Here is a 12,759-nt window from a genome sequence, read left to right as displayed (position 1 = left end):
CGGGGGAGGGGCAACCTGTCGGTCTGATCCAATCAGGGCTGGGGCGTTTTATCCTTTTCGGGCTCCTGATCGCCTTCGCCGTCTTCCGTTTTCAGCGATAGCGGCGGGTCTTTGGGTTCTTCAGCGATAGGGGCAGGGGCCAGAACCTCGGCGGGGCCGGGAACCGGCCGCGCCTGCGGCGCGTCTGCCGCCTCATCGACCGGCACGGCAATGGCGGGTGCAGCGCTTTCAAGCGCGCGGCGGAATACCAGTACGTTGCGCCAGTTCACGGTCGATCCTGTCAGACCGGTGCGTTCCTCGCTGGGCAGCAGTTCGGCCCGCTGATATTCCCAGCCGTCCTGACCCATCTTGTTCAGCATCTGTTCGACCGACAGTGCAAACCGTCCCTCGGGTGTTTTCGTGCCCTTGGCCTTGGTGCCTTTTTGCGGTGCGGGGACAACCTTGTATTCGTAGCGCTGCATCAACGGTTCCTAAAAGCAATTTGCGGGCAACTTACCATGTTGCCCGTTGGGGGAAAGAGGTGTTCGCCGGGTGGCGGAATTCAGCCCCGACTGTTGCCCTCAACCTCACCCACTGCCAGCGCTGCGACCGACAGGCACATTTCGGTCGCCACGGCCATATCCTGAACCGAGACCCACTCCAGCGGCCCGTGAATGCATTGCATCCCGGTGAAAATGTTGGGGCAGGGTGTGCCGAATTCGGTCAGGCGCGACCCGTCAGTGCCGCCCCGGATCGGGACCGAGATTGGCTCGATGCCAAGGCCACGGCAGGCCTTGCGCGCCAGTTCGACCGGCGTCATGTCCTTTTCCAACCAGTACCGCATGTTGCGGTATTGCGGGTAAATTTCGCAACTGACCGAGGCCCGCGGTTCCGAGGCCTGAACGGCCGCACAGACCTGCCGCACCAGATCGCCCTTGGACTCCAACCCGTCCAGTTCGAAATCCCGCAGGATCAGCTTGATTTCCATCTCCGAGGAACCGCCATTCATATCCGTCACATGAATGAACCCCTCGCGGTCGTCCGTCACTTCGGGCGTCATGGTTGCCTGCGGCAGAGTCTGGACGATTTTTGACGCCAGATGCGCGGCATTGACCATCTTGTCCTTGGCCAGTCCGGGATGGATCGACACGCCCACGATCTTTATGACGGCACGATCCGCCGAAAAGCTCTCGTACTCGATCTCGCCCACTTCCTGACCATCCAGAGTATAGGCAAAATCGGCGCCAAGATCGCCGGGCAGCTTTTCACTAACACCGCGCCCGATCTCTTCATCCGGGGTAAAGGCAATGCGAATCGGCCCGTGGGCGATGTCCGTATTCGTCAGCAGATGCCGCGCCATCGTCATGATGATCGACACTCCCGCCTTGTCATCGGCCCCCAGCAGCGTCGTGCCCGAGGCGGTGATCAGATCATGCCCCACCTTGCTGGCCAGATAGGGATGCTCGTCCGGTGACAACACCAGTGACGGATCATCAGGAAATGTGATCTCGCCGCCATTATAGCCCTTGATCACGCGCGGCTTGACACCGGTTGCGTTGAACTGCGGGGCGGTATCCACATGTGCCAGAAAGCCGATGGTAGGGCCGGGCGCGGTGCCCGGAATGGTCGCCACGACGACGCTGTCATCGGTCACTTCAACATCCTGCGCACCGATCTCGACCAATTCCTGCCTGAGCAGGTTCAACACGTCGAACTGAATTTCCGTGCTGGGGGTCGTTGGTGAATTCTCGTCGCTCTGACTGTCTATGGCCGCATATCGGACAAGCCGGTCTTCAAGCTCCTGATCAAATCTGTTCTGCATGATACCTCACCTCTCTGGCACGGAAGAAAGAGTGCAAACATTCCCGGTGTCAAGCACGCGGCCCGACTCCCAAAGTGTTAAGAAAATGGAAAATTCAGTTTTGTACAAACCGGACAAACCCTGCTGTCCGGCCTGTACAAACCGAAAGATTCAGAGGCTCAGCTTGGAACTGACCAGTTCGTTGACCGCCTTGGGGTTGGCCTTGCCACCGGTCGCCTTCATCACCTGACCGACGAACCATCCTGCCAGTTTCGGGTTCACCCTGGCCTTTTCGACCTGTGCCGGGTTGGCGGCAATGATCTCGTCCAGTGCGGCCTCGATGGCGCCGGTATCCGTCACCTGTTTCATGCCGCGTTCCTCGACGATCTGCGCCGGATCACCACCTTCGGTATAGACGATTTCGAACAGATCCTTGGCGATCTTGCCCGAGATGGCGTCCGAGGAAATCAGGTCGATGATCCCGCCCAGCTGCGCCGGAGAAACCGGAGACTCGGTGATGTCGTGATCTTCTTTCTTCAGACGGCCGAACAACTCGTTGATGACCCAGTTCGCGGCCAGCTTGCCATTGCGCCCTTTGGCCACGTCTTCGAAATAGGCGGCCGATTCCACCTCGGCGGTTAGCACCGAAGCGTCATAATCTGTCAGCCCGAACTCACTGATAAAACGCGCTTTTTTGTCGTCCGGCAATTCGGGCAGCTTGGCGGCGATATCATCCACCCACGCCTGCTCGATCTCCAGCGGCAGCAGGTCGGGATCGGGGAAATAGCGGTAATCATGCGCTTCTTCCTTGGACCGCATCGAGCGGGTTTCGCCCTTGTCCGGGTCGTACAGGCGGGTTTCCTGATCGACCTTGCCACCACCTTCGACGATGGCGATCTGACGGCGGGCTTCAACCTCGATCGCTTGCTGGATAAAGCGCATCGAGTTCATGTTCTTGATCTCGCAGCGCGTTCCCAGATGCGAAAAATCCTGTGTTTCCTGATACTTCTCGTAAGCACCGGGCAAACAGATCGAAACGTTCACGTCCGCGCGCAGGTTGCCGTTCTGCATGTTGCCATCGCAAGTGCCCAGATAACGCATGATCTGGCGTAGCTTTGCGATATAGGCGGCGGCCTCCTCCGGCCCTCGAATGTCGGGGCGGCTGACGATCTCCATCAGGCAGACACCGGTCCGGTTCAGGTCGACAAAGGACATATGCGGGTCCATGTCGTGGATCGATTTGCCCGCGTCCTGCTCCATGTGGATGCGTTCGATCCGCACCATGCGTGCAGTGCCGTCACCCATCTCGACCAGAACTTCGCCTTCACCGACAATTGGTTGATAAAGCTGGGAAATCTGGTAGCCCTGCGGCAGGTCGGGATAGAAATAGTTCTTGCGGTCGAACGCCGATTTCAGGTTGATATCGGCCTTCAGGCCCAGCCCGGTCCGCACCGCCTGCTCCACGCAGAACTCGTTGATTACCGGCAACATTCCCGGCATCGCCGCATCCACGAAAGCCACGTTCGAATTCGGCTCGGCCCCGAATTGGGTCGACGCGCCCGAGAACAGCTTGGCATTGGACGAGACCTGCGCATGCACCTCCATCCCGATTACCAGTTCCCAGTCGTGCTTGGCACCGGCAATTGTCTTGGGTTTGGGCATTTCATAGGTCAGGTCGAGCATGGCGCGCCTCTTATCCGCAGAAGTCTAGGCCTGCGTATTATTCCTGCACGAGCGAGGGGGCAAGGGGCAATGAGCCTTTGCAGGGTTGAAATAAACCGATGACATCATGCCGTTCCGCACAATCGGATCGCAGACCCAGTCGAACCTTTTTCCGATCAGTTCGGACTGAAGCGCGGCCCCGAGGGCGTAAAGGTAATGCGTTGGCCGCGCCCAAGTTCGTCCCGGAACAGGTTGGTGATGACCCGTAACGCGTCGTGGCGCCCACGTGCGGCAAAACGGTCGGGGGAGTTGATGCGGACACCATTGTCGAAACCGTCTGCCGCATGCGCCCAGATGAGGGGATGCAGTTCGGTCAGGTGATCGCGGATCAGCCAGTTTGTGGCCTCGCAGATCTGAACCCGCGCAAGGTCTGCCTCTTCGTGGAAGCCCAGTCCGTTCTGCAGCGTGATCGAGCAGTAGGCGGCCAACAGGTTGACCATCTCTTGATCCGGGCGGCGCTGTACGATGTCGCGCAGACCTTCCAGAAAGAACTCGACGTCCACGCGGGCGCAGGCCTCTTCATCAAGTGCGATGGCATCAAACTGAACCCAGGTGTACCCGCCCGCGCCCCAGATGTTTTGGGTGATCGACGCATTGCGTAGCGCCTGAAGCTCCAGTTCTTCGTAGCTGCCGAACCAGCGTGGCAACAGATGGTTCCCCATGGCCCGCATGTTACGGTAGTTGTGCGGGTCGAGCGAAATCAGTCGCTCGTATTCATCTGCAACGCGGATACCTTGTGTCCGCTGTCCCGCCAGCAACGCGCAACATGCCGACGCCACGGCGGGGCTGTCAGGCGCCGCCGTCCTGCAGACCGGCAGAATTTCGGCGGCACGGTCAAAATGGGCGGCACATCGGGTTCGATTGATTTCGGGCATGATCGTTTCCCATCCGGTGCCGCGCCAGGCCCAGGCCAGATCGATATGGGCCAGCGCCACGATCAGCCCGATCATGGGATCATCCCGGTATTCGGACAAAACGTTTTCAAGTTCCGCTATGCCTCCGTCTACCGTGTCCGCTGGCGGGCTATTGCCTTCGGACAGGGCATGTTCGACGGCAAACACCACATCCGACCGGGCACCAAAGGCCATGAGGTCGGCAACCGGCAATCCATCCGGCGACGTTTTGCGTGCTTTGTCGGCCGAACGCATTTCGTCGGCCAGTTCTTTCCACAACTCCTGCCGGGCCAGATGGCGTCCATGCTCCATAGCTGAACGCCCGATCAGATCACCGGCACCAAGTTTGGCAACCGGAATGATCAGTCTGTCCTCGGCGTTTATCGCGCGCGGAAATTCTTTGCTTGGAAGGGGCGCTCGGGATGCGCGCCGGTGATTAAAACCCGAAAATGATTGGGCGAATGCCCTGAAAACACTGAACATAACGTAAATCGGACCGATTTGAACTCGTAACAACTGTGTATCGGTTTGACGAATTATTGCGGCCAATTCAAGGCCGCGACGGGGTCTAATACGTTCACAGGTAGGTGAAATGTGGCATGAGCGGATGGGTTTCAGAAAATTCTGAAGTGGTGACGTTCCACCCTGAAACCTCGTTCGGTCAGTGTGTTTTCAAACAAGCGATGTGCTGGCACGGATTCATCGGGCAGTCGCACTTTTTTTCCGTTGGTCAGAACGGCGGATACACGCACCGAGAAATCCCAGCGGGTGTCAAAACGGAAATAGTCGATATCGCCAAGCGGCAAATGGCCGTCGCGCTTGCCGGAAAACCAGCGCAAGTCGGTCCCATTCAATTCCAGCCCGGCAGTGGAATCCGAAAACACATCCCAGATCGCCGGAAGCGTGGTCAGCGCCATGAGGCCAATCAGCCACCATGCTGCATCAAACAGGATGATCAGGCTGAGCAATACAGCATAGACGACGATCAGTATTGTCACCGTCCGTGAATTGCGGCTTGGCCGCGTAAAGCTGTAGGCCGGTGGTCTTTTGCCAGCCCTGTCCGTATCGGTTTCCATATGCGTCACGCGCCGAGAATGCGCGACACCATTTCCGACGTGTCGCGTGACAGACCGGGCGTCGAGGCGATGCGTTCCAGATTTTGCCTCATCAGGTTCTGGCGGTTCGTGTCATAACGTTTCCAGGTCTGGAATGCGGAACACATGCGCGCCGTTGTCTGGGCGTTGACGGGATCAAGCCGGATCAGCCAGTCGGCAAGCAATGTATAGGACGCGCCGCTTTCGTTGTGGAAACCTGCATGGTTCATTGCCAGCGCACCCATCAGCGACCGAAAGCGGTTCGGGTTCTTCCAGTTGAAATCCGGATGCTCGCTGAGAGTCCGGGCAAGTTCCGGTGCTTTCTCGGGCGCTGCCAGCGACGTCTGTAACCCGAACCACTTGTCGATGACCAGTCGGTCGTGCTGCCACTGCTGGTAAAAGGCCGCAAGCTCGGTTTCGCCCTTGCCGGTCCTCAGCAAACAGGACAGCGCTGTCAGTTGCAGGGTCATGTTGTCGGCATTGTTGTATTCCCCGGCAGCCTTTGCGCCCCCGTCCAGCCGCGACGTCAAAGCGAGTGCAGCGCTGCCTAACGCGCGTTTTCCGGATTGCGCGGCATCGGGTAGGTAGGGGCCGTCAACCACAGCCTCGCTGTGCAGACGGGGCAGAAGATCCTGCATGTGTTGCGCGGTGGCCTGCCGCAGGGTCTCGACCGCAGTCCAGATTGCCATCGGGTCGGGCGTAACGCCACGCTCATGCAAAGCTGCGGCAAGTTCAGACTGGGTTGGCAGCCCCAGCATCAGCGCACGGTATGCTGGATCAAGATCACCATCCCGCAGGACTGCTAGCAAACCGTCCAGATAATCAGCGTCGGGTGCAGCATCGCGGGTGATCATGTTCAGCAGCGTATCCTGCGCCAGTGCCCGACCGGCCTCCCACCGGTTGAACGGATCGGTGTCATGGGCCAGCAGGAAGGCACGATCGGCGTTAGATGTGTCACGCTCGAGGATGACCGGTGCAGAAAACCCGCGCAGGATCGACGCGACCGGCTTGGCGGCAAGCCCCTCAAAGGTAAAGCTCTGCGTTTCTTCGGTGAACTCCAGCACTTCGGTTTCGCGCACCTCATCACCGTTTTGCCCCAGCAGCCCGACCGCCACAGGGATCACCTGCGGCTGCTTGTCGGACTGGCCCGGCGTGGCGGGGGTGCTTTGGCTCAGGGTCAGGGTATAGGTGCCCTCTGCCCAGTCTTCCTGCACCTTGACCCGGGGTGTTCCGGCCTGACTGTACCAGCGTTTGAACTGGCTCAGGTCGCGACCGGTTGTGTCCTCGAACACCTTGATCCAGTCTTCGATAGTGCACGCCTGACCATCGTGGCGGTCAAAGTACAGGTCCAACGCGCTGGCATAGGCATCATCACCCACCAGCCGCTTGAGCATCCCGATAAGCTCGGCGCCTTTTTCATAAACGGTGGCGGTGTAAAAGTTGTTTATCTCTTGAAAGCTCTCGGGCCGAACCGGGTGGGACAGGGGGCCGTTGTCCTCGGGAAATTGACGGGCACGCAGGTCGATTACGTCGTGAATGCGTTTGACCGAGGCAGATCGTATGTCGGATGTAAACTGCGCATCGCGGAATACGGTCAGCCCCTCTTTCAGGCATAGCTGGAACCAGTCGCGGCAAGTGATGCGGTTGCCGGTCCAGTTGTGGAAATACTCATGCGCGATGATCGCCTCGATCCGTTCGAAATTGGCGTCGGTCGAGGTTTCCGGGCTGGCCAGAACGGCGGAGGAGTTGAAAATGTTCAGCCCCTTGTTTTCCATCGCGCCCATATTGAAATCGTCGACTGCAACGATATTGAACACGTCCAGATCATACTCGCGGCCATAGACATCTTCGTCCCATTTCATTGACCGTTTTAGAGCTTCCATGCCAAAGGCGCATTTGCCCTCGTCACCGGGACGCACCCAAAGGTTCAGTTCCACGTCGCGGCCCGAGCGGGTGGTGAATTGGCCGGGATGCGCGATCAGCTCGCCCGCCACCAGAGCAAACAGATAGGCCGGTTTGGGCCATGGGTCGGTCCATTCCGCCCAGCCATCTCCTTTAGCCGTGGGGTTGCCGTTCGACAACAGCACCGGCAAGTCACCGTTGACGCGCACGGTGAAAGTGGACATCACGTCAGGCCGGTCCGGGTAATATGTGATCTTACGGAACCCTTCGGCCTCGCATTGCGTGCAGTACATGCCGTTCGACATGTACAGCCCTTCGAGTGCGGTGTTGTTGCCCGGATCAATCTCGACCTCCGCCTGCCAGATGAAGGGCTGGTCCGGGGCGTCAACAGTCAATCCCTTGTCTGTGACATCCGGCGTGACCTTGGCGCCGTCAATACTTGCGCGGATCAGGTTCAGGTCTTCGCCATGCAGGAAAAACGTACGATCCGTTGCCTCCGGGTTCGGGCGAAACGCGATGCGCGATGTCACTCGGGTTGCATTCGGAGCAAGATCAAAGGTCAGATGCACGCTGTCCACAAGGAAGCCGAACGGGGTGTAATCCTTTAGGTGGATTGTAATCGGGGCGGCGTCGCGCATCTTTTGCCTCATCTCATCTGGTGTCGGCGCGACGTTATGGGTTGCGGCGTTGGGCTGCAAGCGGTGCCGGATGGCTATTCACCTGACCATCGGGCGCGCGATGATTTCGATGTGACCCTACGAACCCGCCTGAAACAGCGCGGGGCCTGTTGCCTATCGGAAACATCCGCCCTAATTGGGTGCTGCATACAGTGGCGTACAATGCAGGAGATGTCGAACATGAGCAGCAGGGAAACCCGGAACGGTCTGCAGATCGCTGTCGAACTAGCGGATTTTATCGAAAACCGGGCGCTGCCGGGAACAGGCGTTTCGTCCGAGACGTTCTGGTCCGGCCTGTCCCGCATGGTAGATGAGCTTGGGCCAAAGAACAGGGCGTTGCTTGCCAAACGGGCCGACATTCAGGGGCGCATCGATGGCTGGCATCTGGCCAACAAGGGTCAGGACCACGACGCCGCCACTTATCAGGCCTTCCTACATGAGATCGGGTATCTGGTCGATGAAGGCGATGACTTTCAGATTGAAACCACCAACGTCGATCCCGAGATCGCTCTGATTCCCGGCCCGCAACTGGTTGTACCGATCACCAACGCCAGGTTCGCCCTGAACGCCGCCAATGCCCGCTGGGGCAGCCTGTATGACGCGCTTTATGGCACAGATGCCATGGGCGATCTGCCGGACAGCAGCGGATATGACGTTGAACGTGGTGCGCGGGTGATCGCATGGGCAAAGGCGTTTCTGGACGACGCCGTGCCGCTGGCCGAAGGGTCTTGGTCCGATGTCTCTGGCCTGAGTGTCGAAGAGGGTGGCTTGGTGCCGGCGCTCGCCGATCCGGCCGCTTTCGCGGGTTTTGGCGGCGCTGCGGACAAGCCCGATTTTGTGCTGCTTAAGAACAACGGCCTGCATGTACAGATCATGATTGATCCGACCAGCGATATCGGCGCGTCGGATCCGGCTGGTATCGCCGATGTGCGATTGGAATCTGCGCTGTCCACGATCATGGACTGCGAAGACTCGGTTGCCTGCGTTGATGCCGCTGACAAGGTTGTGGCCTATGGCAACTGGCTGGGCCTAATGAAGGGCGACCTGACCGAAGAGGTCTCGAAAGGTGGAAAGACATTTACCCGCAAGCTGGCGGGGGATGTCGAATACACCACGGCGGATGGCGGGCAGGCCACGCTGAAAGGCCGTTCGCTGATGCTGGTCCGAAATGTCGGTCACCTGATGACCAACCCGGCCGTTCTGGATGGCGCAGGCAATGAGATCGGCGAGGGGCTGATGGATGCGCTCTGCACTACGCTGATTGCCATGCATGACCTGAAACGGGACGGGGGCAATTCGGTTCAGGGCTCGGTCTATGTGGTCAAGCCCAAGATGCACGGGCCGGAAGAGGTAACGTTCGCGGTCGAGATTTTCGACATGGTCGAAGACATTCTTGGCTTGCCGCGGAATACGGTGAAGCTGGGCATCATGGATGAGGAACGCCGGACGTCTGTGAACCTCAAGGAGTGCATCCGCGCCGCGAAATCCCGTGTAGCCTTCATCAATACCGGATTTCTGGATCGTACCGGCGATGAAATCCATACCTCGATGGAAGCTGGGCCGATGCTGCCCAAGGGGGACATCAAGAACACGCCCTGGATCGCCTCGTATGAGGACCGAAACGTTGATATCGGGTTGGCCTGTGGCCTGCAGGGCAGGGCGCAAATCGGCAAGGGCATGTGGGCAATGCCCGACAGGATGGGGGATATGCTGGAGGCGAAGATCGGCCACCCGATGTCCGGCGCGAATTGCGCTTGGGTTCCGTCGCCGACTGCTGCCACGTTGCACGCGACCCACTATCACAAGGTCGATGTGTTGGCGCGGCAGCGCGAAATCTCTGCCGGCGGAGCCCGCGGGACGCTTGACGATCTGCTGACCATTCCTGTGCTTGGTGGGCGCAATCTGAGCGACGAGGAAATTGGCCGCGATACAGAAAACAACGCCCAAGGCATTCTTGGATACGTTGTGCGCTGGGTCGATCAGGGTGTCGGATGTTCGAAAGTTCCGGACATCAATGACGTCGGCTTGATGGAAGACCGTGCGACATGCCGGATTTCGTCTCAGGCGCTTGCGAATTGGCTGCATCATGGTGTGGTTGACGAAGCGCAGGTGATGGCTGCGTTGCAAAAGATGGCAGCGATTGTCGATCAGCAGAACGCAGGCGACCCGGAGTATCAACCGATGGGGCCGGGTTTTGATGGTATTGCCTTTCAGGCTGCTTGTGATCTGGTGTTCAAGGGGCGGGTACAGCCGTCGGGCTATACTGAGCCTGTGCTGCACGCACGTCGGCTGGAGTTGAAAGCAAGCCGCACGTAACGGGTTTTGGAGCGAGGGGGCTGTCTGCTCTCTCGCGCTCCCCGAGGATATTTTTGGCAAGAGGAAGAAAGCATGTCGGTATCATTGCGCAAGGCGCGGACGATCATTCGGAAGGCGCTGGAAAAAGGGCGCGAGATGGAGCTGAAGCCGCTTTCAGTCGTGGTGCTGGATGCCGGCGGTCATGTGATCGCGTTTGAGCGCGAAGATGGTGCTGCACCGGGGCGGTTTGCGATTGCGCATGGCAAGGCCTATGGCTCGGTCATGCTGGGTATGGCCGGGACCGCGCAGATGCAGCGGGCCGAAGGGCAGGCCTATTTCATGGCAGCAGTTAACGGTGTCTATGGTGGGCAGGTTGTACCTGTGCCGGGCGGTGTTTTGTTGCGGGACCGGAAGGGCGCCGTGATGGGGGCCGTTGGTGTAACAGGTGACACATCAGACAACGACGCCGTGGCCGCCATGGCCGGAATTGATGCTGCCGGTCTGAACGGTGAGATCTGAATTTCGAGGTTTTGATTGCCTTGCCGGCGCGAAACTGTCTTGAACGACCGTCGGCGGGGAAGGATTTCTGGTCGATGAGGGAGATTTTTCCAAATCATCACCTAAGATCGGGATGAAATTCCAAAATACATGCTCCGATAGGAACGATGTGTGCGATTTCGAACAAGTCCCTGCGCTGTTACGCAGAGCGTGTGTGGTTGCAGGGCGAGGCATGCGTGGTTACGTTTGTTCTCAGTTCAATGAAGAAACAAGGGAATAAACATGTCGCGGCCTATCGTCGGAATAATCGGTAACTCGTATATACTGAACGATCAGTACCCGACGCATGCCGGTGGAACAATGAATTCGGACGCGGTTGCGAACGTTGCGGGCTGCCTTCCCTTGCTTATCCCTTCGGACCCCCGATTTGTCTCGGTTGAGGAGCTGCTGGAGGTGTGCGACGGTTTTTTGCTGACCGGCGGCCGTCCTAATGTTCATCCCGAAGAGTATGGCGAAGCAGAAACGGATGCACATGGCGAGTTCGACCGTGCCCGCGATGCGATCGTGTTGCCGCTGGTGCGGGCCTGTGTCGAACGCGGGCAGCCCTTTTTCGGCATCTGCCGGGGCTTTCAGGAGGTCAACGTCGCGATGGGCGGAACCTTGTATCCTGAAATCCGCGACCTGCCGGGGCGGATGAATCACCGAATGCCACCTGATGGAACGCTGGAGGAAAAATTCGCCTTGCGGCACGTTGTCAAACTGAACGAGGGCGGAGTGTTTCACCGGGTGTTCGGCGCCAGCGAGGTCATGACCAACACGCTGCACGGGCAGGGGATCAAGACGGTGGGGCAAAGGATCGTCATAGACGGTCACGCGCCTGACGGAACGCCCGAGGCTATATTTGTGAAAGATGCGCCCGGCTTTACCCTTTCTGTACAATGGCACCCGGAATGGGATGCGGCAAACGATCCTGTTTCCCGCCCGCTTTTTGAGGCGTTTGGGGATGCCGTGCGCGAGTGGTCGGAATGTGGCCGTTCGCGGTTGTTCCGCAAATCGGCCTGATTGACCAATCCCTTTTAATTTGCGCCCCGAGATAGCTCCAGAGCCAGCGCATTGGCGTGATGCATAAAGCGGTCGCGGGCTGCAGGGGTGAAGGGGTTTTCGTGTTCGATCGCGTCAAACACGCCAGGCGGATCGTTTCGGACCATGTTGGCGGCTTCCACCAGCAGATCGAAGCTGGTGGTTGTCAGGCTGCGGGGAAGCGGCCCAAGCCGGGTGAGCGCCTTCGAGATGAAGTGGGTAAGTCCCTGCACCACGGCCGCTTCCTGATCATGCGTTTCGGGCGTAACCAGAAACGGGCGCAATCCCAATCTGGTTTTCAGAAATGCTGCCAATGTCAGACAGGCGTCTCCTCGTACACGGCAGATTGCAATCTTGTGGCCGAACACACCGTTGGCTGCACTTTGAGGGCCGAACAAAGGGTGAGTTCCCACGATCTCAACGTGGTCCGGTAACAACCGCAGCATGGTGCGGACCGGGTTTATTTTGACCGAACCGACATCCACGACAATGGTTCCGGGTCTCAAATGTTGTGCGATTGAGGAGATGGCGTTCTCAAGCATACCGACGGGGACGGCGAGGATGACAAGATCACAGTCAGCGATCCGGGCCGGGTCTCCGGCGGACAGCCCGTCAGGTATCGCGTTCAGTGTTGGGTCATGAACGAATACAGGCGCAAAGGGCGCAATATGCTGGGCAATTAGGCGTCCGAAGGCACCAAAGCCCATCAGGCCAACAGATTTGATTTCGGGGCGGTTTTGCATCGGGGTACTCCGGGGTAGGCCGCGATGCAGGTGATTTTGTTGGTCCAATCCGCCTGACGCGGCGGTTGAACATGA

10 protein-coding genes are annotated in these 12,759 nt (G+C 58.8%); 3 read left to right on the top strand and 7 right to left on the bottom strand.

Annotation, left to right across the window (positions count from 1 at the left end; all coding sequences use genetic code 11):
- Positions 1–32: 32 nt before the first annotated feature.
- From ACR0NW_RS03130 to pepN, 6 genes are all read right to left on the bottom strand, one after another.
- Complete coding sequence (locus tag ACR0NW_RS03130) at positions 33–461, bottom strand: DUF4177 domain-containing protein (RefSeq protein WP_480448893.1); 429 nt, start codon at positions 459–461, stop codon at positions 33–35.
- 80 nt (positions 462–541) lie between these two features.
- Positions 542–1,801, bottom strand: a complete 1,260-nt coding sequence (pepT, locus tag ACR0NW_RS03125; RefSeq protein ID WP_480448894.1) for a peptidase T — start codon at positions 1,799–1,801, stop codon at positions 542–544.
- Positions 1,802–1,951: 150 nt separating this feature from the next.
- Entirely contained in the window at positions 1,952–3,463 is a 1,512-nt protein-coding gene (gatB, locus tag ACR0NW_RS03120; RefSeq protein WP_170650730.1) for an Asp-tRNA(Asn)/Glu-tRNA(Gln) amidotransferase subunit GatB, read from the bottom strand.
- A 155-nt stretch (positions 3,464–3,618) separates the two neighbouring features.
- Entirely contained in the window at positions 3,619–4,707 is a 1,089-nt protein-coding gene (locus tag ACR0NW_RS03115; protein ID WP_480448895.1) for a hypothetical protein, read from the bottom strand.
- 302 nt (positions 4,708–5,009) lie between these two features.
- Positions 5,010–5,471, bottom strand: a complete 462-nt coding sequence (locus tag ACR0NW_RS03110; protein WP_480448896.1) for a hypothetical protein — start codon at positions 5,469–5,471, stop codon at positions 5,010–5,012.
- A gap of 5 nt (positions 5,472–5,476) precedes the next feature.
- Positions 5,477–8,029, bottom strand: coding sequence for an aminopeptidase N (pepN, locus tag ACR0NW_RS03105; RefSeq protein ID WP_480448897.1), 2,553 nt, complete (start codon positions 8,027–8,029; stop codon positions 5,477–5,479).
- A 219-nt stretch (positions 8,030–8,248) separates the two neighbouring features.
- Here pepN and ACR0NW_RS03100 point away from each other — a divergent pair, with 219 nt between their 5' ends.
- The 3 genes from ACR0NW_RS03100 (at position 8,249) to ACR0NW_RS03090 (ending at position 11,923) form a co-directional block, all read left to right on the top strand.
- Positions 8,249–10,384, top strand: a complete 2,136-nt coding sequence (locus ACR0NW_RS03100) for a malate synthase G (protein ID WP_480448898.1) — start codon at positions 8,249–8,251, stop codon at positions 10,382–10,384.
- Positions 10,385–10,456: 72 nt separating this feature from the next.
- Positions 10,457–10,882: a heme-binding protein gene (locus ACR0NW_RS03095; protein WP_170650725.1), complete on the top strand. Its 426-nt coding sequence runs from the start codon at positions 10,457–10,459 to the stop codon at positions 10,880–10,882.
- Between the two features lie 261 nt (positions 10,883–11,143).
- Complete coding sequence (locus ACR0NW_RS03090) at positions 11,144–11,923, top strand: gamma-glutamyl-gamma-aminobutyrate hydrolase family protein (RefSeq protein WP_170650724.1); 780 nt, start codon at positions 11,144–11,146, stop codon at positions 11,921–11,923.
- Positions 11,924–11,937: 14 nt separating this feature from the next.
- Here ACR0NW_RS03090 and ACR0NW_RS03085 read toward each other — a convergent pair whose 3' ends face one another.
- Positions 11,938–12,684, bottom strand: a complete 747-nt coding sequence (locus ACR0NW_RS03085; protein ID WP_480448899.1) for a prephenate dehydrogenase/arogenate dehydrogenase family protein — start codon at positions 12,682–12,684, stop codon at positions 11,938–11,940.
- Between the last annotated feature and the right edge of the window lie 75 nt (positions 12,685–12,759).

Source organism: Ruegeria sp. CF5 (assembly GCF_056537325.1).
This window is presented reverse-complemented; position numbering and strand designations above follow the sequence as displayed.